This window comes from Staphylococcus sp. GDY8P54P (assembly GCF_017892645.1).
Taxonomy (GTDB): domain Bacteria; phylum Bacillota; class Bacilli; order Staphylococcales; family Staphylococcaceae; genus Staphylococcus; species Staphylococcus ureilyticus.
Genome location: NZ_JAESLN010000011.1, coordinates 29,410 through 50,221, shown reverse-complemented (window position 1 = coordinate 50,221; position 20,812 = coordinate 29,410). Strand labels below are relative to the sequence as shown.

Annotated in this window: 20 protein-coding genes, 8 tRNA genes and 1 riboswitch; of the genes, 8 read left to right on the top strand and 20 right to left on the bottom strand. The window is 31.7% G+C overall.

Annotated elements, in window-relative coordinates; genetic code table 11:
- Positions 1–375 precede the first annotated feature (375 nt).
- Entirely contained in the window at positions 376–1,284 is a 909-nt protein-coding gene (locus KA883_RS07530) for a nuclease-related domain-containing protein (RefSeq protein ID WP_046207605.1), read from the bottom strand.
- A gap of 95 nt (positions 1,285–1,379) precedes the next feature.
- Entirely contained in the window at positions 1,380–2,576 is a 1,197-nt protein-coding gene (gene metK / locus KA883_RS07525) for a methionine adenosyltransferase (protein ID WP_046207606.1), read from the bottom strand.
- 111 nt (positions 2,577–2,687) lie between these two features.
- Positions 2,688–2,800: riboswitch (SAM riboswitch) on the bottom strand.
- Positions 2,801–2,956: 156 nt separating this feature from the next.
- Here metK and pckA point away from each other — a divergent pair.
- Positions 2,957–4,546, top strand: coding sequence for a phosphoenolpyruvate carboxykinase (ATP) (gene pckA, locus KA883_RS07520; RefSeq protein ID WP_070658751.1), 1,590 nt, complete (start codon positions 2,957–2,959; stop codon positions 4,544–4,546).
- Positions 4,547–4,572: 26 nt separating this feature from the next.
- On the opposite strand, the gene KA883_RS07515 is transcribed toward pckA, so the two are convergent.
- Positions 4,573–5,376, bottom strand: a complete 804-nt coding sequence (locus tag KA883_RS07515; RefSeq protein ID WP_196296354.1) for an alpha/beta hydrolase family protein — start codon at positions 5,374–5,376, stop codon at positions 4,573–4,575.
- Positions 5,333–5,842, bottom strand: a complete 510-nt coding sequence (gene ytkD, locus KA883_RS07510) for an RNA deprotection pyrophosphohydrolase (RefSeq protein ID WP_046207608.1) — start codon at positions 5,840–5,842, stop codon at positions 5,333–5,335. Before ytkD ends, KA883_RS07515 begins: the two co-directional genes overlap by 44 nt.
- Positions 5,843–5,903: 61 nt before the next feature.
- Here ytkD and yidD point away from each other — a divergent pair, with 61 nt between their 5' ends.
- The gene (gene yidD, locus KA883_RS07505; protein WP_064208800.1) at positions 5,904–6,140 is read left to right on the top strand and encodes a membrane protein insertion efficiency factor YidD; all 237 of its coding nucleotides are present in this window, start codon (positions 5,904–5,906) and stop codon (positions 6,138–6,140) included.
- Here the strand turns inward: yidD and menC are convergent.
- Complete coding sequence (gene menC, locus KA883_RS07500) at positions 6,137–7,141, bottom strand: o-succinylbenzoate synthase (RefSeq protein ID WP_046207610.1); 1,005 nt, start codon at positions 7,139–7,141, stop codon at positions 6,137–6,139. The two genes, yidD and menC, sit on opposite strands and share 4 nt — an antisense overlap.
- A gap of 12 nt (positions 7,142–7,153) precedes the next feature.
- Complete coding sequence (gene menE / locus KA883_RS07495) at positions 7,154–8,542, bottom strand: o-succinylbenzoate--CoA ligase (RefSeq protein WP_046207611.1); 1,389 nt, start codon at positions 8,540–8,542, stop codon at positions 7,154–7,156.
- A gap of 370 nt (positions 8,543–8,912) precedes the next feature.
- Between menE and KA883_RS07490 the strand changes: the two genes are divergently transcribed.
- On the top strand, positions 8,913–9,083 hold the full coding sequence (locus KA883_RS07490) for a hypothetical protein (protein WP_164987238.1): 171 nt from the start codon (positions 8,913–8,915) through the stop codon (positions 9,081–9,083).
- Positions 9,084–9,345: 262 nt separating this feature from the next.
- Here KA883_RS07490 and KA883_RS07485 read toward each other — a convergent pair.
- The 12 genes from KA883_RS07485 to hemE all read right to left on the bottom strand — a co-directional run bounded on the left by KA883_RS07485 (position 9,346) and on the right by hemE (position 14,617).
- Positions 9,346–9,434 (bottom strand) — tRNA-Ser (locus KA883_RS07485).
- A gap of 46 nt (positions 9,435–9,480) precedes the next feature.
- A tRNA-Glu gene (locus tag KA883_RS07480) sits at positions 9,481–9,552 on the bottom strand.
- A gap of 1 nt (position 9,553) precedes the next feature.
- A tRNA-Asn gene (locus tag KA883_RS07475) sits at positions 9,554–9,628 on the bottom strand.
- Between the two features lie 10 nt (positions 9,629–9,638).
- Positions 9,639–9,712, bottom strand: a tRNA-Gly gene (locus tag KA883_RS07470).
- A gap of 13 nt (positions 9,713–9,725) precedes the next feature.
- Positions 9,726–9,801, bottom strand: a tRNA-His gene (locus tag KA883_RS07465).
- 11 nt (positions 9,802–9,812) lie between these two features.
- Positions 9,813–9,885 (bottom strand) — tRNA-Phe (locus KA883_RS07460).
- An 18-nt stretch (positions 9,886–9,903) separates the two neighbouring features.
- Positions 9,904–9,979, bottom strand: a tRNA-Asp gene (locus KA883_RS07455).
- Positions 9,980–9,990: 11 nt separating this feature from the next.
- A tRNA-Met gene (locus tag KA883_RS07450) sits at positions 9,991–10,064 on the bottom strand.
- A gap of 399 nt (positions 10,065–10,463) precedes the next feature.
- Complete coding sequence (locus tag KA883_RS07445; protein WP_046207612.1) at positions 10,464–11,021, bottom strand: alpha/beta hydrolase; 558 nt, start codon at positions 11,019–11,021, stop codon at positions 10,464–10,466.
- 142 nt (positions 11,022–11,163) lie between these two features.
- On the bottom strand, positions 11,164–12,558 hold the full coding sequence (gene hemY / locus KA883_RS07440) for a protoporphyrinogen oxidase (RefSeq protein ID WP_046207613.1): 1,395 nt from the start codon (positions 12,556–12,558) through the stop codon (positions 11,164–11,166).
- A 17-nt stretch (positions 12,559–12,575) separates the two neighbouring features.
- Positions 12,576–13,499 carry a ferrochelatase gene (gene hemH / locus KA883_RS07435; RefSeq protein WP_046207614.1) on the bottom strand — a complete coding sequence of 308 codons (924 nt, stop codon included), beginning with the start codon at positions 13,497–13,499 and terminating at the stop codon, positions 12,576–12,578.
- An 83-nt stretch (positions 13,500–13,582) separates the two neighbouring features.
- Positions 13,583–14,617 (bottom strand): uroporphyrinogen decarboxylase, encoded by a 1,035-nt coding sequence (gene hemE / locus KA883_RS07430; protein ID WP_046207615.1) that lies wholly within the window; start codon positions 14,615–14,617, stop codon positions 13,583–13,585.
- Positions 14,618–14,877: 260 nt separating this feature from the next.
- Between hemE and KA883_RS07425 the strand changes: the two genes are divergently transcribed.
- Positions 14,878–15,381 (top strand): hypothetical protein, encoded by a 504-nt coding sequence (locus KA883_RS07425; protein ID WP_046207616.1) that lies wholly within the window; start codon positions 14,878–14,880, stop codon positions 15,379–15,381.
- 53 nt (positions 15,382–15,434) lie between these two features.
- Here KA883_RS07425 and ecsB read toward each other — a convergent pair whose 3' ends face one another.
- Both ecsB and ecsA read right to left on the bottom strand, forming a co-directional pair.
- Positions 15,435–16,658 carry an ABC transporter permease EcsB gene (gene ecsB, locus KA883_RS07420; RefSeq protein WP_046207617.1) on the bottom strand — a complete coding sequence of 408 codons (1,224 nt, stop codon included), beginning with the start codon at positions 16,656–16,658 and terminating at the stop codon, positions 15,435–15,437.
- Positions 16,655–17,392, bottom strand: coding sequence for an ABC transporter ATP-binding protein EcsA (gene ecsA / locus KA883_RS07415; protein WP_046207618.1), 738 nt, complete (start codon positions 17,390–17,392; stop codon positions 16,655–16,657). Before ecsA ends, ecsB begins: the two co-directional genes overlap by 4 nt.
- Before the next feature lie 127 nt (positions 17,393–17,519).
- Here ecsA and KA883_RS07410 point away from each other — a divergent pair, with 127 nt between their 5' ends.
- The 4 genes from KA883_RS07410 to prsA all read left to right on the top strand — a co-directional run bounded on the left by KA883_RS07410 (position 17,520) and on the right by prsA (position 20,383).
- Positions 17,520–17,945: an HIT family protein gene (locus KA883_RS07410; RefSeq protein WP_046207619.1), complete on the top strand. Its 426-nt coding sequence runs from the start codon at positions 17,520–17,522 to the stop codon at positions 17,943–17,945.
- 77 nt (positions 17,946–18,022) lie between these two features.
- Positions 18,023–18,394, top strand: a complete 372-nt coding sequence (locus tag KA883_RS07405) for a YtxH domain-containing protein (protein WP_046207620.1) — start codon at positions 18,023–18,025, stop codon at positions 18,392–18,394.
- A gap of 283 nt (positions 18,395–18,677) precedes the next feature.
- Positions 18,678–19,244: a DUF3267 domain-containing protein gene (locus KA883_RS07400; protein ID WP_046207621.1), complete on the top strand. Its 567-nt coding sequence runs from the start codon at positions 18,678–18,680 to the stop codon at positions 19,242–19,244.
- A 146-nt stretch (positions 19,245–19,390) separates the two neighbouring features.
- Positions 19,391–20,383, top strand: coding sequence for a peptidylprolyl isomerase PrsA (prsA, locus tag KA883_RS07395; RefSeq protein WP_046207622.1), 993 nt, complete (start codon positions 19,391–19,393; stop codon positions 20,381–20,383).
- Positions 20,384–20,812: the final 429 nt, after the last annotated feature.

The following is a 20,812-nucleotide window of genomic DNA, read 5'->3' as shown; positions in this document are numbered from 1 at the left end:
TTTTAAATAATTTGTCTAAATAAATTACTTATATACTTAGATATAGACTTTTAACAAATAGCTATAGTCATAACCTTCTAAAAAAAATTCGATTCTTTTCCTAAACCAAAAACACATTTGTTAAGTTATTTTAATCCTATTGTTTAATGACCTATACATATATTGGTATTATATAGAATTAGAATAACATTAATAAATAGCAATTTAGATACATATATTTTGATAGGCAAATCAAACCAGATAATTTATATTAAAGTTTGCTCGTAGAAAAGTAAGTTCACACTTATAAAATACAAGTAAAAAAGCCCATAAATAAATTTTTGAAAAAATTCATTTATGAGCTATTATAACAAGATTTATATTCTTGATACTTAATTAGTTAAATGTTTCAATTTCATCCATCACACGTTGTAAATCTTCAACATTGTACTGGATACGACCATGAAAAACAAACTTATTAAAGTATTCATCAAGTTGTTCTGGTCCAACTAGCACTTTAGAATTAGTACTTTGTGCATAATTTGAAATTGTCACAGCACCTTCATCTTTAGGATTAAAATAAAGAATTGATGTCGGTGTGAATTTCAAGTTTAATTCTGTTTGTAATTCACCAGCTAGTTTTTCAATTTCATTTAAATAATTCGTATAATTTACAAATGATAAAGAATCTTTGTCATCATTTTGGTCCATAACTAAGGTTTGTGCCGTTTGTTTGTCAAGGTTTAACGTTTCAAACACTTGCTCCATCATCGGTTGTTCTTTGAATTGGTTAGCATTAATGCCATTAAATACATGACCTTTTAACAACTGTGAATCTATGAGATAGAGTCCAGTACGTGTGAGTACTAAATGACTTATACGGCGTATATCACTAAAGTTATTTTTCGGTAAGAAAATATTTGCCATGATATGCATATCTTCTGGACGAATACGTTTTTCATTAACTAAGCGTTCACGAATACCAATTAATCTCATATCCGTTACATACTCACTTTTATTTTTAGAGAAAAGTTTTAATGCATCTATTTCTTGCTCTTTTGCATTTACTGTAGCTTCATAGTCCTCTTTTTGTTTAGTAACTTGTTTTTTATTTTCAATTCTTTCTTTTTCTAACTCTTCATCATGTTCATCGCTAAGTTTTTGTTCTCTTGTTTTATATTGCTCCTCAATGGTTTGCTGTGCTTTTTTCTTACTTTTCAAAGCAACTAAAAATAAGATCAAACAAATAACTGCTACGACAATTGCCACGATTAGTCCAATTTCCATCGGGCCAAATGAATTCATAACAACAACGCTCCTTTATGTGTTCAGTAACTTAATTATAATAGATATGAGTTCATCATTCGATAGTAAAGTTTAAAAAATTAATTACGTCACGCTTATATTTCTACGCTATCTTTTAATAAATTTACTTTATCTAATTTTTCCCAAGGTAACAGTATATCTGTTCTTCCAAAGTGACCATACGCTGCCGTTTGTTTATATATTGGATGTTTTAAATCTAACATTTTAATAATGCCTGCTGGTCTTAAATCAAAGTGAGTTCTAACTGCTTCTACTAGTTCTGTTTCACTTACTTTTCCTGTTCCAAAAGTATCTATTGCAATCGATACTGGTTCAGCCACTCCAATGGCATATGCGAGTTGAACTTCACATTTATCCGCTAAATCAGCTGCTACAATATTTTTGGCTACATAACGCGCAGCATAAGTAGCTGAACGATCTACTTTTGTAGGATCTTTACCGCTAAAGCAACCTCCTCCATGACGTGCATAACCACCGTATGTATCTACGATAATTTTACGACCAGTTAAACCAACATCACCCTGAGGCCCGCCAATTACAAATCGTCCAGTTGGATTAATATAAATTCTTGTATTATCGTCAATTAATCCTTCCGGTACTGTTGGGTATATGACATGTTCTTTGATGTCAGCTTGAATTTGTTCTAAAGTAATGTCTTCCGCATGTTGAGCTGAAACGACAATTGTATCTATACGATGTGGTTTATCTTGTTCATCATATTCCACCGTTACTTGAACTTTTCCATCTGGACGCAAGTATTTTAAAATACTATCTTTTCGCACATCTGATAATCGTTTAGCTAATTGATGAGATAAAAATATTGGTAACGGCATATAAGTATCCGTTTCGTTTGTCGCATAACCAAACATTAAACCTTGGTCACCTGCACCAGTTGCTTCAATTTCTTCTTCTGATAAATTATCACGATATTCTAATGCATTATCGACGCCTTGTGCAATATCAGGCGATTGCTCGTCAATAGCTGTTAATATTGCCATCGTTTGACTATCGTAACCATATTTAGCACGTGTATAGCCGATGTTTTTAATTGTTTCTCTTACAACTTTAGGGATATCTACATATGTAGCTGTAGAAATTTCTCCTGAAATTAATGCCATACCCGTAGTCACGGTAGTTTCACAAGCAACCCGCGCATGAGGATCATCTTTCAATATTTCGTCTAAAATTGCATCAGACACTTGGTCAGCGATTTTATCTGGGTGCCCTTCTGTAACCGATTCTGAAGTAAATAATCTTCTATTATAAGTCATAAATTAACTTGCTCCTTTGTCTTTGATTACGAAAATTCTCTTTTATTGAGCTCATTAAAAAAAGCCTTCTTCACTATATGAATAGAGAGAAGGCCCTTATACGTCCATTCGCTCTTATCGTTCAGACGCTATTTGTCCGCAAACGGTTTGGCACCTTTCTTCGTTGTAAGAAGAGGTTGCTGGGCTTCATTGGGTCCATGTCCCTCCGCCACTCAGGATAAGAGAATCCGTTAATCACTATAGTACCGAAACTAAGTACTAATGTCAATTTGATATTTATTTAAATTCCTTTAAAAATGGTGTGGACTAATCAATCATATGTGTTATACTCTGTAATTGTAAAGGCTTACATTAATTTAATAGCGTTGGAGGGATATAGTATGGCGGTAGATACATACACTTACACAAAAAAAGTTCAAAACATTTTGGACAAGAAGTCTTCATTATTTCAACAATCTACAACACAGTTGTATAAGAAAATTCTTAATAATAATGAAGGAGAACTAACCGAACTAGGTGCAATTAACGCTAAAACGGGTAAATACACTGGTCGTTCACCGAAAGATAAGTTTATTGTTAATGAACCATCATACAGAGATGATATTGATTGGGGAAATATCAATCAACCTATTGAAGAAGACACATTTTTAAAATTATATGATAAAGTATTAAATTATTTAAATGAAAAAGATGAATTATATGTATTTAAAGGCTATGCAGGTAGCGATAAAGATTCACAACTCAAACTAACGGTTGTCAACGAATTGGCTTGGCATAATCTCTTCGCACAAAATATGTTTATTCGTCCTGAAACAAAAGAAGAAGCAGAAGAAATCAAATCTGACTTTACGATTGTATCAGCACCCTATTTTAAAGCTGATCCAAATATAGATGGCACAAATTCAGAAACATTTATTATTACTTCATTTAAACATAAGGTCATTTTAATCGGCGGTACTGAATACGCTGGTGAGATGAAAAAAGGTATTTTCTCCGTAATGAACTACTTACTGCCTAAAGATAATATAATGAGTATGCACTGCTCCGCAAACGTTGGTGAAAAAGGTGATGTAGCTCTATTCTTTGGACTTTCTGGTACAGGAAAAACAACACTTTCAGCAGATTCAACTCGAAAATTAATCGGTGATGATGAACACGGTTGGAATGAAAATGGTATCTTTAATATCGAAGGTGGATGTTACGCAAAAGCAATCAACCTTTCTTACAAAAAGGAACCTCAAATATATGAAGCAATTAAATACGGTACAATTTTAGAAAATGTTGTTGTAGATGAAGAAGGCGATGTCGACTTTGATGACAACTATTACACTGAAAATACAAGAGCCGCTTATCCAATCAACCATATAGAAAATATCGTTACACCTTCCAAAGCAGCACATCCAAATACGATTATTTTCCTTACTGCTGATGCTTTTGGCGTTTTACCTCCTATCTCAAAACTTAGCAAAGATCAAGCGATGTATCACTTTTTAAGTGGATTCACAGCTAAACTTGCAGGAACAGAAAGAGGTATCACTGAACCAGAACCATCTTTCTCAACATGTTTCGGCTCACCTTTCTTACCTTTACATGCTAAAGTTTATGCAGATTTACTAGGCGACTTAATTGATAAACATGATGTGGATGTTTATTTAGTGAATACCGGTTGGACTGGTGGTAAATATGGTACAGGACGCCGTATTAGTTTAAGTTATACGAGACAAATGGTTAATCAAGCAATCACTGGACAACTAAGAGATACAGAATATATTCAAGATGATATGTTTGGATTAAATATACCAGTGGAAGTTGAAGACGTACCTCAAACACTACTAAATCCAATAAATGCTTGGAGTAAGCCAGAGGCATATAGAGAACAAGCTCAAGATTTAATCGACAGATTTAAACATAATTTCGAAAAATTTGGTGATGAAGTTTCAGATTTAGCACAAAATGGTGGCTTTAAATAAATACTTAATAAAGCACATGGACTACATTATAATTGTAGCCCATGTGCTTTATTAGTAATTCTTTTATTTTTTTCTACTTTATCCATCCATTGCTTAACTGTATATAACGCTGTTTTCATTGCAAATGGCCTTGGTACATGATCTTCATCCATTTGATAAAATGTTTGATAAGTCGAGCCAATATGTTTCAATTGTGTTTCCAAATAATAGGCTTGGTGGATCCCAACTTGTTTATCTTTACCACCATGTACAATAAGTATAGGTGGACTGTCGGCGTGTATATTAGCAATCGCATCCCTTTGCTTATATGCTGTTGCTTGTTTCTTTGGATGTCCGATCATCCTTCTCAACATACCTCTTAAATCTATTCTTTCTTCATACATGAGGTGAATATCAGACACACCACCCCAAATAATAAAACTTGTAACTGGTAAATCTTGAAATGTAAGCAGACCTTGTAATCCACCTCTGGAAAATCCTATCATATGAATATATGCATCAGGGTACATTGCATTTAATATTCGAACAGCCACGGTTACATCATTTAAATCCCTACCATAAAATTCATCTTTACCTTCACTACCATTGTTACCTCTATAATAAGGTCCAAATACAAGTGTTTGAGCATCTGAAAATTGCATTAAACGTCCTGCTCTTACTTTACCAACTTGTCCTTTACCACCTCTCAAATATATAACTATTCTTTTTACACTTTTATGTGGTTGCATTAATAAACCTCTAACATTAATCTCATCCACTTCATAAGTGACTTCATCAAAAATATGGTCAGGTACTTCTATCGGCATTCTTTTTCTGTGAATAAAATCCAAGCTCGATCACTCTCTCTAAACATTTTAAAATTGCAGCATCTTTCAATAAATAACTTTTATATGCTTCTGAAATATCTGAGATACTATTGAAAATTAATGGCCCATCAGTTTCTAAATAATCATTTTTCGTTTGTAATCGATCTACTTTAACCATGAAAACATCTTTTGTAAAAGGTATGCCATTTTGACGATTAACACAATATTGAGCAATATAATGTCTATCTTTAAAATTAATAAGCGCTCCTGTTTCTTCAAACAATTCCCTATCACACGCTTGTACACTTGATTCCCCTGCTTCTCTTTTGCCACCAGGAAATTCTATACCTCTTATTTTATGTTTGGTAAAAAGCAATTGTCCTTGATATATTGGAATAACTAAGACATGGTCTGCATCTGGTATATCATTTTCATCTTTAAACGATAAAAAAACATCATCATTTTCTTTATCTTTAAACTTCACAAACATCAATCTCCCTTTATATATGTTAAACTATCAATGCGATGTAAATTGTTGGAGGCAAAATTTTATGAAAAAAATCTTTCTAGGACTTATCTATATATATCAACATTTCATTTCTCCTATGACACCAGCTACATGTCGCTTTTACCCAACTTGTTCTGAATATACTAGAGAAGCAATAGAAGTTTTTGGCCCCTTTAAAGGTACTTGGTTAGGTGTTAAACGTATTTCAAAATGTCATCCACTCCACAAAGGTGGATTTGATCCAGTACCTTTAAAAAAAGATAAAAAGCATAAACATTAATCAATCTGCATTAAATTATCTTTGTTTACTAAAGGAGGTTCAAAATAAATTGAACCTCTTTTTAATATGCCTGAATGTGCTACAATATCATTTTCAAAATAATAACCTTGTGGTGTAATATCACTTGGATAAGTTGTATATCTTGCTAATAAAGCAGTAAAATAACGACTTAAACCATATTCATACATACCGCCAATGACAAATTTCACATCTTTTTGTTCTAATATTTCAATGATTTCCATGACTTTATCAATACCACCGAGTCTAAATGGTTTTAATATGACAACATCGATTTTATAATTTTCAATATAATATAAAATTGTTTTCAAAGATACTGCTTTCTCATCAATAGCTATAGGTGGTAATTCCGTATCTTTAAAATGATTTACTTTTTCTATATCTTTAAAAGGCTCTTCTAAATAAAGAATTTCACTGCTTGAAAGTAACATGATTTTCTCAACTTCGTTATCTCTAACAGATTCATTGGCATCAATGACAATTTGAGGTTTAAATAGCAATCTCTGCAATCGCTTAACATCTTCTAAAATCGTTTCCGACCATTTTATTTTTATGCGTTGTGGTTGTGTGACTTTTAAGTCCTTAATTTGTTTATCCGTTAGGCCGCTAACCGTGGCACCATAAGGCACATTAAACGTCTCTAATTGGAAAAAAATTTGATAACAGGCCATCACAATCATACTTCGTGTAGCTGGATATTTTTCCAAACATTGAAGCGCGTTTTGAACTTCCGAAAAGGATTCAAACTCAATATTCTTAAAAGATTCAAACCACTTTATTGTTTGGTCATAAACTACTTCTATCGTTTCATCATCATACCAGTCTGTTTCAAAAGCGTTACACTCTCCAAAATAATGTTTCTGCTTATCCGTAATAAATTCAATAATAAGTGCTTTACGCTTGTCCAATTTTACCTTAGGAGTAATAATTGAATGTTTAAAATCATTATTACAAATATAAAGTTTCATTTCGCTCAATTTCATAAATTTTCACGCCTAATTTTTTAAATGTTTTCGTTGTAGTTTACCAGTTGATGTATAAGGTAATTCTGTTACTTGTTTAAAATATTTTGGGATTTTATATTTCGCTATATGTGATTTAAAATGTTCGATTAATGTTTCATTGGATAATTTTGTTTTTGAAACATAATATAAATAAGGTACTTCCCCCCACGTGCTGTCATGCTCTCCGATACACATTGCATCAGTAATTGATTCGTGTAGTTTTGCTACAGATTCTAATTGATATGGATATATGTTTTCACCACCGCTAATGATCAAATCTTTACGTCTGTCATAAATCATTACATATCCATCGTCATCTATTTCAGCAATATCTCCCGTTTTAAAATAACCATTTTCAAACGTATCTATTAAATCTTCAGGATATAGGTATCCATTCATAACATTGTCACCTTTGATAAGTAGTTCACCATGTCCTTGGTTATTCGGTTCTTTTATTTTCACAAAAACATTTTCACTTGGTTTTCCGACGGTATCATAGCGCTCAGCTAACATACTTGGCGATGCTGTTAAAAATTGGGAACATGTTTCAGTCATTCCGAATGAATTGTAAATCGGCAATCCTAATTTCAAAGCATTTTCAATCAATGTACTAGAAAGCTTAGCCCCGCCTAATAATATCTTTTGAATATTATACGGATGAGTCAACCCTTCATCCATTAACCATTTTAAAGTTTGAGGAACCAATGATACATGCGTTGGTAATTCTTTTTCTATTATTTCAAGCATCCTATGTGAATTAAACTTCGCTGCAATACGTACTGTAAAACCTTGAATCAGCGCTCTTAATATGACACTTAATCCAGAAATATGATAAATAGGCAATACAGATAACCATTTTGTGTCTTGATTAAACCCTAGACTTTGTTTACAACCCAGTGCACTTGCATAATGGTTGCCAAATGTTTGAGGAACAGCTTTTTGTGGTCCTGTTGTTCCAGAAGTAAACATAATAGAAGCAATTTGGTCCATATTGAATATAGCTTCATAAGTATTATTAGAAACTTCACGTTTCAATACATCAAAATCAATTATGACTATATCTTGTAACGTTAAATTGGTAGTAGTAATTACTGTATCAGTTTCAATAGAATGTAACTGGTTTTGTATTTCTTCTTTGGTTAAACGCGTGTTTAACATCACGATTTCAACACCTGCTAGCCACAACGCATTAATCAAAGTAATAGATTCAATATGATTTTCTATATATATTCCTATACGCTTTTTCTTCAACTGTTTTATTTGATAAGCTAAACGGCTTGCTTCGTAATACATTGAAGCAAACGTGATTTTATTAAGACCATCATCAATAAATACTTTATTTCCATTTTGTTTTGCTTGCGTTTTCAACCAAAATTCCAATCTGTCATTCCTCCATCTCAAAGACTATTATAACGTTTTTACTTTGATTTAACAGTGTTGGTGCATTTTATTAGTTTCTTTTACCGTAAATACATATTTATACTATTTGTTTACATTTCTTTTGTAAAATAGTCAAAATTTAAGTTGTATGCGATGAATTTTGGTGATATGATAATAAAAATGACTTCGTTTCAACTAATTATAAACACATAAACAAAACATGATCTGTAGAAGGACTCTTCTTTATCATAATAGATTATTAAGGCATCAGAGGTTCGAATCCCACACTCTTCGTTTACTTACACCATATTAGATAAGAAGAAAGATAAACGTTTTTATTTATATATATGATGAAGGAGATCACAATAAAATGAAATTTATTAAATACGAAATTGAGCAAGGCTTGTACTACGACCTCATAACGATATATGCAAAAACTAACAAAAATACACCGTTCCATTTCACTTTTTCAGAAAGCCATACTCTAAAAGAAATAAGAGATAAATTAGAAGATATTGCAATTAAAATTGACAAACAATAATATTTGTTTAACGCAATCATCAAATAACGAAAAATCGTTACACTTATAATAAATAGAACGATGTCCTAAGATGGCTCATAATCCCTTAATCGCAAAATCAAATATTAGAAATTAAGACGCAGTTTGCTCCCTAAGTTATTGTATACAATAACTTAGAAAACATCAAAATTCATCTATAGTATCCAACAAAGTTATCGATAAATATAAAACCCGTTATACCAACGTTTTAAATAACGATGTATAACGGGTTTTATAGAATTAACGGAGAGTGAGGGATTCGAACCCTCGAGACGCTTGTGGCGCCTACACACTTTCCAGGCGTGCTCCTTCGGCCAACTCGGACAACTCTCCAATATAGAATTAAAAAAACAGAAGCGATATTTCACTTCTGTTTGTATGACCCCGACGGGACTCGAACCCGTGTTACCGCCGTGAAAGGGCGGTGTCTTAACCGCTTGACCACGGGGCCATGGCTCCACAGGTAGGACTCGAACCTACGACCGATCGGTTAACAGCCGATAGCTCTACCACTGAGCTACTGTGGATTAATTTGAATGGAGCGGGTGATGGGAATCGAACCCACAACATCAGCTTGGAAGGCTGAGGTTTTGCCATTAAACTACACCCGCTTGATAACGATTATGGGGCGGTTGATGGGAATCGAACCCACGAATGTCGGAACCACAATCCGATGCGTTAACCACTTCGCCACAACCGCCAAAAATAAAATGGTTCAGGACAGAGTCGAACTGCCGACACATGGAGCTTCAATCCATTGCTCTACCAACTGAGCTACTGAACCTTAATGGTAAATCAATAATGGCGGTCTCGACGGGAATCGAACCCGCGATCTCCTGCGTGACAGGCAGGCGTGTTAACCGCTACACTACGAGACCAAACTATGTAATTGCGGGAGGCGGATTCGAACCACCGACCTTCGGGTTATGAGCCCGACGAGCTACCGAACTGCTCCATCCCGCGTTAATATTATTAATGACGCCTACCTATTAAATATACCATAATGTCATTACAAAATCAACATTATTTTAAAATTAATTTACAAATAATTGATTTATAATTAAAAATTAAATGTCATAATGAGTGGTTAAGCTCCCCTCATTTCTGAATACTTATTTAGTATATTAACTTTTGTAGCTTTCGTCAATGCTTTCATTAAAGTATTTTGTGTAAAAAAGGAATATAACTATAATATTATAATTTTAGTTAAGAAATGACACATATTTGTTTATTTTTATAGCTTACCCATATTTACTTAAAATATAAGCAAGCTATAAAGACTGTTCATTTTATAATTGAAATATAAAACTTATTTCCCCGTATTGTGCTGTATAATTATAGACCGTCGTAGGTTTATTCAATCTATTTACTCATGATACCCATCATTTTACTTTGTAAATTTGTAAATGTCGTGAAACCATCATCTTCCATGAAGTGTCCTCCAAAATCAGTAATTTTACATTTGCCATTCAATTCATCCATTAAACGCTTTGTTTCTTTGTAAGAAACATGTTTATCGTCTTTTGCACACAAACCATAAAATTCATTCACTTTTTCTTTAACTTTATCATAGTTAATGATTTTATCATCTAATTTCAACGACTCATCAATCTCTTGTGCATCCTCTTTGAAACCTGAGATACTGAATAAACCTTCAATATTGTTTATGTTTTTATTTTGAATAAATTCAAGTGAAGCAATTGTACCAAAACCATGAGTTACAAAATAGGTATCCTGTTTACGTATATGGATCTGTTCATTCATAACATTGAGCCATTTACGTATATCACTATTTTGTTCTTTCGGAATGTTAAAAAGTGTAACTACGTAACCTTCTAATGTAAGGTTATTTGCTAACCATTCATACCAATGATTCGTTGAATCACCTAATTTTGAATGTACTATTACTATATCTGTCATAAATCAATCCCCCATTTACAAATATTACATTTAAAGTATCTCATATATTTCACCAGTATTGTAAGTTTCAACATAGTAAAAAAAGCCAATTCTACAATAATTAAAAATTAACAAAGTAGAAAATGACTTTTTTATTATTTATTTAGATTTCATCTAAAATCTCTTCAACCGCTTCTTTTCCTTGCTTTATGCAATCAGGTAACCCAACAGCCTCAAATGACGCACCAGTAATACGTAATCTAGGATAATTATGTCTTATATGCGATTGTATCAATTTAATTTGTTCAATATGTCCTACTTGATATTGAGGCATACTTTTAGGTAAACGATTTACAATACTAAAATCAGGCGAACCTTTAAAGCTCATCATTTTACTCAAATCATTTTTCACAATTTTCACGAGTTCTTCATCTGTATGATCGTCAACTACCGTATCACCTGGTTTACCAACATAAGCTCTAATTAACACTTTACCTTCAGGTGTTGTAAATGGCCATTTCTTACTTGTCCAAGTACAAGCCGTGATATTCGTATCGCTTGTACGAGCAATAACGAATCCTGTGCCATCATAATTGTTGATGATATTTGCCTCGTCAAATGCAAGTACGACTGTTGCTACTGTTGTAGAATCCATGTTTTTAAAATAATCAAAAGCAGGATCATTACCAAACCATTGTAAGAAATTTTGATGTGGCGTTGTAACTAAGACACTATCATAGATGCGCTTCTCATTGACTGTTTTAATTTCATATTTTTTCTGTGACGCTGTAATATCTTTAACAGCCGTTTGATATTTAATATTAACACCTTTTGCTACCAAATTGTCTCTTAAACATTCTATAAACGAACTCAATCCATGTCTAAACTGTTTAAATTGTCCCTTAGGTGCACCTGGATAAAGTTCACGTTGTTTTATTCTTTGCGCCTTCTCATATCGCATTCCTTTAATAAGGCTACCAAATTGTTCTTCTCTTTCTTTAAACTCAGGGAAAGTACTCATTAAACTAAGCTCGTCAATATTTGTGCCATAAATACCACCCATTAATGGTTCTATTAGATTTTCTAGCACTTCGTCACCTAACCGCGTTCTAAAAAATTCACCAACCGACATATCGTTATCCATATCTATAGTTTTTTTAAACAAATCCATTCCAGCTCTAAACTTACCCAATGGAGAAATTAATTTTGTTTTGAGAAATGGTTTGATGTCGGTCGGTATTCCTAAAATAGAACCGCCTGGAATCGGATAGAGTTTATTTTTAGCATATATATACGATTGCCCAGTTTTATTAGTAATGAGTTGATCTTCAAGCCCTATATCTTTGGCTATATCTGTCATAATTTGTTTTCGTCCTAAATAAGATTCTGGACCTAATTCAATGGTATAGCCCTCATTACGATATGTTTGTATTTTCCCGCCTGCTCTATTAGAAGATTCATAAATTGTGACATCGATGTCAGGTCTTTTTGATTTTATAAAATATGCACTGGATAAGCCTGTGATGCCTGCCCCAATAATTGCGATACTCTTAGTCAATGTGATTCACGCTTCCTTTAATAAACATTTTTAATTTCATCTACGATTGCACCAATAAATAGTGAATCTGTATTAGGCATTGCTGGACGGAAGTAATTAACGCCTAACTCATCACAAATTATTTTGCATTCATAATCATTATCATATAATACTTCCAAATGTTCACATACAAAGCCTACAGGCGTATAAATAAAGTTTTTATAATTATATTTTTCGAATAAGTTTCTAGTTAAATCTTGAACGTCAGGGCCTAACCAAGGTGTCCCAGTATTACCTTCTGATTGCCACCCTTCAGCAACGTGAGTAATGTTTGATTTAGCTTTTAATAATTCAGCAGTATCATGCAATTCATTCGGATATGGGTCATTATTTTTTTCTATAAGTCCTTTAGGTAAACTGTGTGCTGATACTACTAAGACTGTTTCATCATGTTCTTCTTTTGGTATTTGCTCTAAAGTTTCATTTACCTTTTCAGTCCAGTATTGGATGAATTTTGGTTGTTGGTAATAATGTTCAACATGGTTTAACGTAATACCATATTTATCCGCTTCTTCTTGTGCACGCTTATTATAGGAACCCACTGAAAAGCTTGAATAATGTGGTGCTAGTACCACAGTAACAGCTTCATCTATACCTTCTTTATTCATTGCCTTTACAGCATCTTCAATAAACGGATGGATGTGTTTCAAACCAATGTACAACTTGAACTCAACATCAGTATATTGATTATTCAACTCTGAACATAATGCCTCAGCTTGTCGATTCGTAGTTCCCGCAAGTGGTGATAAACCGCCAATAAATTTATATCTATCTTTTAAGTCTTGCAATTCTGCTTCTGTAGGTTTTTTCCCATGTCTAATATCTGTGTAATAAGCTTCTATGTCACTTTCTTTATAAGGTGTACCATAAGCCATTACTAGTAAGCCTACTGTTTTTGCCATTTTAAAATCATCCTTTTATTTAAATTTTTAAGATGTAGATGACATAATTAAATGTAAATCTTGTTCACCTTTTGTATGTCTAACTATCTTTGAGTATATTCGTGAACAAACGTAGTAATTCTTTTTAAAGTTTCGGGTTTAACTTGTGGAAAAACACCATGTCCTAAATTAAATATATGTTTACCATGTGCTAAGCCCTCATCTAAAATCGGTTTTAATCGCGCTTCTATAACTTCCCAAGGTGCTAATAGTAAAGATGGATCTAAATTCCCTTGTAATGTTTTAGTAATATTTAAATCATTAGCTTCTTTAATAGACAGTCTCCAATCTAGACCTAATACATCTATTGGTAAATCATTCCATTCATGTACTAAATGACTTGCACCCACACCAAATAAAATCACGGGTACATCGTATTTCGCCTTAATTCCATTAATTAACTTTTTCATTGCTGGTTTTATATAATATCTGTAATCTTGAACGTTTAATGCACCAACCCAAGAATCAAATACTTGTATGATTTCTGCACCAGCTTCTATTTGAGCTGTCGTATAAGTAATAGACATATCGACTAAATGATCCATAAGCGCAAACCAAGTTGCTTCGTCACTATACATCATTGCCTTTGTAAAATTATAATTCTTAGAAGGCCCACCTTCAATCATATAGCTTGCTAAGGTAAAAGGAGCGCCAGTAAAACCAATCAATGGCACCTTCAATTTTTCTTCAGTTAATAATTTAATCGTGTCTAATACATATGGAACATCTCGTTTCGGATCAATATTCCCTAATTTTTCAACATCTTGTATATTTTTAATCGTATTATGAATTACTGGTCCTATCCCGGACTTAATTTCTACGTCCACCCCTATCGGTTGCAATGGGGTCATGATATCTTTATATAAAACCGCAGCGTCCGTATTATAATTATCTACTGGTAAATGTGTTACGTATGCACATAATTCTGGCTGGTGTGTTATTTCAAATAAAGAGTATTGCTCTTTCAGTTTTCTATATTCAGGCTGTGATCTACCAGCTTGACGCATAAACCACACAGGTGTGTGCTTAACTTCTTTGCCCTTAATCATATCTAGGATTGTATTATTTTTATTATGCACCTTGTAATCCTCCTACATTATAATCATTCTTATTAATATTACCATATCCACTAATTTCCCGTATTCAATCAATAGAAATGTCATAAAAAAGACAAAGTGTGTCACTTTGTTATTCTTAATTATTTGACTATTGTTTTCTAACAGAAATCAATTATAATACTGTTAAAGTCTATTTTACATTTATTTGAAATATTAGAAGTATATATAGTAAATTATAATAGTTATGCAATGTTTCTTAAACAATTCAAGGGGGAAAACTTATGAAAATTTACGCATCTTACGGTACATTTGGTTATTTAAATCAAATTAGACTGAATAATCCGACACATCATCTACTACAATTTTCAGCTTCCGATTCTTCAGTTATTATAGAAGAAACAGAAGGTGAAACGGTTTTAAAACACCCGCTGGCTTATGACATCATTAAGTCTGAAGGGAATTTAGATGAAAATTACTTCTATTCTGTTATTTTTATACCAACATCAGAGGATCATGCATATCAATTAGAAAAGAAATTAGAAAATGTCACAACTGATTTCAAACAATTTGCAGGTTATAGAAGTTATCGCTTTTTAAAACCAAATCAAGGGTTAACATATAAAATTTATTTTGGCTTTAATAGTCGTACAGATTACGAAGATTTCAAAGCGTCTGCCGTTTTCCAAGAAAACTTTGATAAACTAGCACTAAGTCAATTCTTTGGTTCTAGTGGTCAACATTCAAGTTACTTCGAAAGATATTTATTCCCAATTGACGATTACTAATTAAAAATCGCTACTCAAATTTAGCTCTAAGCTAAAACCTGAGTAGCGATTTTTTAATCTGTTAGCAAACTTTCTTGATATTTCAATTTTTTAGTTATATTTCTAATCGTCAACCATCCTACAAGAAAGTAAATGAGACCAAACAAACTATATTGTGGAAAAACAATAGCAAAAGTAACGATAAAAATCACGCCTATAATACACATTAATCTATTTAAAAATTGTTCATATCCTTTAATGACCTTACTATCAGATACAGGCCAAACTTGAGGCCATAGACCATATGCTTGTTGTGTATAAAATTGAGCCATTTGTAACAATATAATATACATAAATAGACTACCAATTAATAAAACTACGATGACTTGATGTAACCATATCATCATAACTAAAGCTATAATAATCAAGCGTAATATAATATTAAATGCGTCTTTACCTCTAGCAAAACTTCTAATAAATAAATAAAGATACATATAGTTTTCATTAAATTTTTTAGGTTTCGGTTTCCACAATAACGGATCTAAATAACTTCTCCTTACTGCTTTCTCTTCTAATTGTTTTACATCCGTAAACATATTTACAAATTTATAATAATTCATATGATGTTGTTGTTCTGTATTAATCATATGCTCCCATGGGAACAAATAGTCTTTGTTTAAATATCTTATTAACAGAGTCAGAGCAACAAGTATAATAACTGAAAAAATACTTGAGATATTTTTAGGATCTAAGGCTACATAATAACCAGATGTAAATATCACAAACAAAATGCTAAATAAAGACCAACGTTCAAGACGAAATTTATACCACTGCCATTTTAATAATAAACCTAAGAGCGGAAATATAATTGCTAGTCCAGCAAAGATAATATAAAATCCAAACGTTTTGTTATTAAGCACATAAAATAATGGAAATAATATAATAATTAATAATATTTGTATAGGTAATCTAGTAACATAACTATAAATCAAACTTTTTTTCATATATTCAAACATATGTTTTTCAAATGGCAAGAGAAATAATTTATCTGCATCTTTCAATAAAGTCCTAATTGGGAACATGGAAGTAATGGCTGTGATTATACTAGCAATTAACGCATAATTAATATGTTTAGGCATTGATTTCAACCAATCTCCATAACCTAAAATAAATGCACCTAATAAAATCACAAGAAATACAGAAAAATGACCATTAAATATAAACTTATTATAATAACTTTTCTCTTTTGTGATTTGTTGTTTCCTTAGGTTAAATAATTGTTTAGCTTCTTGTTTCATGAATTTTGGCCACCTTGAGTAACATGTATATAGATTTCATCTAAAGTTTTACCACTTAGCCCTGTTTGTTCTCTTAATTCATCTATATTACCGAATGCTACGATTTGACCTTTGTCCATTATTAAAAATCTGTCACAGTATTTTTCGGCCGTTGCCAAAATATGTGTACTCATCAATACAGTTCTGTTCTCTTCTTTTTTCTCGACCATTAAATCAAGCATAGATTGTATACCTAAAGGATCTAATCCTAAAAATGGCTCGTCAATGATATATAATTCTGGATCTACAATGAATGCACAAATAATCATCACTTTTTGTTTCATACCTTTAGAAAAATGACTCGGAAATATATCTAATTCATTTTCTAACCTAAGTGTTTTTAATAATGGATTTGCCCTTTTCATCGCTTCCATTTTATCTATATTATACGCCATTGCTGTCATATTAATATGTTCTTGCAACGTTAATTCATCATATATGACTGGTGCTTCCGGAATATATGACAACTTACGTCTATAAGCTTCTACATCTTGTTTGATATCAATATCTGAAATTGTTAACTGCCCTTCCATCGGCGTTAATAAGCCTAACATATGTTTAATAGTGGTACTCTTCCCAGCACCATTCAAACCTATCAGTCCAACAATTTCTCCTTTTTTTAATTCAAAATTTATATCTTTTATCACAGGTCTTTTGCCATAACCGCCTGTTAAATGCTCTACTTTTACTGTCATAAGGCACCTCCACAAATAGTATTGTATCAAAAATCAAACATTGTTCATAAAGTTACTTCAAAAAATGACGGAAATTAATCAGTAATGCTATAATAGTTACTAAACATCTGACAAGGAGTGAAAATTTATGTCTGAAACAATCTTTAGTAAAATAATTAATGGTGAAATTCCTAGTTATAAAGTATATGAAGATGAATATGTTTATGCATTTTTAGACATCTCTCAAGTGACCAAAGGTCATACTTTATTAGTTCCTAAAAAAGTTTCTGCAAATATCTTTGAAACGGATAGTGAAACAATGAAACATATAGGCGTTGCTTTACCTAAAGTAGCAAACGCAATCAAAAAAGCATTTAACCCTGATGGTCTAAATATTATACAAAATAATGGTGAATTTGCCGATCAATCTGTCTTCCATTTACATTTTCATCTGTTACCAAGATATGAAAATGAAGTAGATGGTTTTGGTTATAAATGGGAAACACATGAAGAAAGCATAGGCGATGAACAAAAGAAAAAAATTGCACAAGAAATTGCAGCACAATTTAATTAATTATGCTTACCTGATATGATAAAGGGTATATTAAAAATATTAATGACTCAGAAATTTTAGAAATGAGGAGAATTTTTATGAAAACAGCTCAATTATTACTAGGTCTTGGTGCTGGTGTTGCAACTGGAATTGGTGTTGCATTAATGAATCGTGATAAGAAAAATTCAAACCAATTTGAGACAGAAGCGCGCAGACCTACGGGTGCTGAATCTGAATTTGATAAAGAAATCAACACTATAAAGCAAAACGTCAATGATATTGTAAATTACATTTCACAAATCAAATCAGAAAGTACTGAAATTGGCAGTACTATTGGTGATGAAGTGAAAACGATGATTGGTGATTTTAAATCTGATATCGATCCTAATATTGAAAATTTGCAATCCCATATTGAAAATTTACAAAATCGTGGCGAAGAAATTTCAAAAGCATTTGAAAAAGACAAATAATTAACTCAATTAACTAAGAGTTATAACTCACTTGAAAACCTGAGTTATAACTCTTTTCTTTATTACAATAAAAACATCTATGTCTTTAAAATGATGCTGAATTAAAAAATATATAGTACACTCATCTTTCTTTGATTAAAAACTATAATATCCTTACATTATAGTGTTTTGAGAACTTTTCAAACTCTAAAATTAACTTAAAGTTAAACTTGACGACTGTAAGAATACGTTAGATAATACGAAAGTATATTCAATAAATTTTAAAAAGGAGTATGATTGCGTAATGTATTTATGTACACGTCAAATAGATATTAACGCTCGTTTTGGCATACCTAGAATTGCTTTCCTTAGTTTTGTTACTACAATTATCACATTTTTAATTGCATACGAACTTTTATACTTCTTTTCAAATACCAAATTAACAGACGACCACTTTTTAATATTTTTAATTTTAGTAGTGCTTTTGTACCCTTTACATAAATTAATCCACTTATTGTTTTTCTATCCCTATCGTAAGTCATTTAAAAAATATAAATTAGTAAAACATAAGTCTGTGCCTTTTTATAATGTGTATGTAAATACACCTGTTAATAAATATTATTTTTGTTTTGATTTAATCACACCAGCTTTATTTATAACGATTGTTTGCACATTTATAAGTACTATCATCCCTCAATATGGTCATTATTTAATGTTTTTAATTGCTTTGAATTTAGGTTATTCGGTTATGGATTTTCTTTATTTAAAGATCATATTATTTTCAAATGAAGGTACTTATGTTGAAGAACATCAAACTGGTATTAATATTTTAAACAAAGTATCACCTTATACGAATCATGAACTTGATTAAGCAAACAGCAATGTTTGCTTTTTTTATTCGCTCTTTTTTATATAAAATGGTTACAACTATAGTCGTATATATTAGGTTTCTAATTGGTGAAAACGACTTTATATGTTATATTTACGTTGTTATTCTTACAAAAGGAGTTCCCAATCATGAAAACATTTAAAAAAGTTATAATTCCTGTTACTGCTAGTGCATTATTATTAGGTGCTTGTGGTAATAGCGCTACAGATTCTAAAGAAGATACAATTATTTCATCAAAAGCTGGCGATGTTAAAGTTGAAGATGTAATGGATAAAATGGGTGATGAGCAAGTTGCAAACACATCTTTTTCTATATTATTAAATAAATTGTTAGCAGATAAGTATAAAGATAAAATAGACACGAAAGATATTGATAAAGAAGTTGAAAAAGAACAAAAACAATACGGTGGCAAAGATCAATTTGAAAGTATGTTAAAACAACAAAAAATGTCACTTAGTGACTATAAAGAGCAAAAAAAATTACAATCATATCAAAAGGCACTACTGAACGATAAAGTGAATATTTCTGATAAAGAAATTAAAGAATCTACTAAAAAAGGTTCGCATATTTTAATTAAAGTTAAAGAGAATAAAGATGACAAAGAAGGTTTATCAGATAAAGATGCAAAAGCAAAAGCAGAAAAAATCCAAAAACAAGTATCAGAAAATCCTGACAAATTTGGAGAAATTGCCAAAAAAGAATCAATGGATAAATCTTCGGCTAAAAAAGATGGTAGCTTAGGATATGTTATCAAAGGACAAATGGAAAAAGATTTTGAAAAGGCGCTCTTCAAACTTAAAGAAGGCGACGTTTCAAAAGTAGTTAAAACAGATTATGGTTACCATATTATTAAAGCAGATAAAGAAAATGACTTTGATAAAGAAAAAGGTAAGCTAAAATCGCAATTAATCCAACAAAAAGTACAAAAAAGTCCTAAATTACTAACAGACGCTTATAAAGAACTGTTAGATGAATACAAAGTAGATTATAAAGATAGAGATATTAAAAAAGCTATTGAAGATTCTATTCTAGACCCAGATAAAATTAAACAGCAACAACAACAACAGCAACAACAGCAAGCGATGCAACAAGGTGGAGCTGGTATGACCTCTGGACAATAGAATCATAATTCACAAGTAAACAAGGCAAATGCTAATTTCTAGGGCATTTGCTTTGTTTTTTATTAATGAAACTAACTTATATTTACTTATTAATTATGCTTGTACACATATTTTTCGAGACGATTGTATTTTATCTCTTGCGCTGATATATAACACAGGATAAACACATATTCAATCTACTTATATCAAATCATACGATGCTCATGAATAGAAAACGATTATCTCACCCCCTAATTCTTACCTTCTAATACGACATATTAATTGTAAATAATCACGGTCAGAAACGAATGATTTTACATATAAAAAAGACTAATCCACGCTAATGAACTGCTCCCTTCAAAGTAGACACTTAAAAATGTAAACTTTGAAGGGAGCATATCAAAATTTGGATTAGTCCTTTACTTTCAAAATGTTTCAATTTTATTTTTT

Excerpts from the sequence above, each read along its gene's own strand:
- KA883_RS07530 (WP_046207605.1), bottom strand. The coding sequence starts at position 1,284 with ATGAATTCATTTGGCCCGATGGAAATTGGACTAATCGTGGCAATTGTC.
- metK (WP_046207606.1), bottom strand. The coding sequence starts at position 2,576 with ATGACTTATAATAGAAGATTATTTACTTCAGAATCGGTTACAGAAGGG.
- pckA (WP_070658751.1), top strand. The coding sequence starts at position 2,957 with ATGGCGGTAGATACATACACTTACACAAAAAAAGTTCAAAACATTTTG.
- ytkD (WP_046207608.1), bottom strand. The coding sequence starts at position 5,842 with ATGTTTGTGAAGTTTAAAGATAAAGAAAATGATGATGTTTTTTTATCG.
- yidD (WP_064208800.1), top strand. The coding sequence starts at position 5,904 with ATGAAAAAAATCTTTCTAGGACTTATCTATATATATCAACATTTCATT.
- menC (WP_046207610.1), bottom strand. The coding sequence starts at position 7,141 with ATGAAATTGAGCGAAATGAAACTTTATATTTGTAATAATGATTTTAAA.
- KA883_RS07490 (WP_164987238.1), top strand. The coding sequence starts at position 8,913 with ATGAAATTTATTAAATACGAAATTGAGCAAGGCTTGTACTACGACCTC.
- KA883_RS07445 (WP_046207612.1), bottom strand. The coding sequence starts at position 11,021 with ATGACAGATATAGTAATAGTACATTCAAAATTAGGTGATTCAACGAAT.
- hemH (WP_046207614.1), bottom strand. The coding sequence starts at position 13,499 with ATGGCAAAAACAGTAGGCTTACTAGTAATGGCTTATGGTACACCTTAT.
- KA883_RS07425 (WP_046207616.1), top strand. The coding sequence starts at position 14,878 with ATGAAAATTTACGCATCTTACGGTACATTTGGTTATTTAAATCAAATT.
- ecsB (WP_046207617.1), bottom strand. The coding sequence starts at position 16,658 with ATGAAACAAGAAGCTAAACAATTATTTAACCTAAGGAAACAACAAATC.
- ecsA (WP_046207618.1), bottom strand. The coding sequence starts at position 17,392 with ATGACAGTAAAAGTAGAGCATTTAACAGGCGGTTATGGCAAAAGACCT.
- KA883_RS07410 (WP_046207619.1), top strand. The coding sequence starts at position 17,520 with ATGTCTGAAACAATCTTTAGTAAAATAATTAATGGTGAAATTCCTAGT.
- KA883_RS07405 (WP_046207620.1), top strand. The coding sequence starts at position 18,023 with ATGAAAACAGCTCAATTATTACTAGGTCTTGGTGCTGGTGTTGCAACT.
- KA883_RS07400 (WP_046207621.1), top strand. The coding sequence starts at position 18,678 with ATGTATTTATGTACACGTCAAATAGATATTAACGCTCGTTTTGGCATA.
- prsA (WP_046207622.1), top strand. The coding sequence starts at position 19,391 with ATGAAAACATTTAAAAAAGTTATAATTCCTGTTACTGCTAGTGCATTA.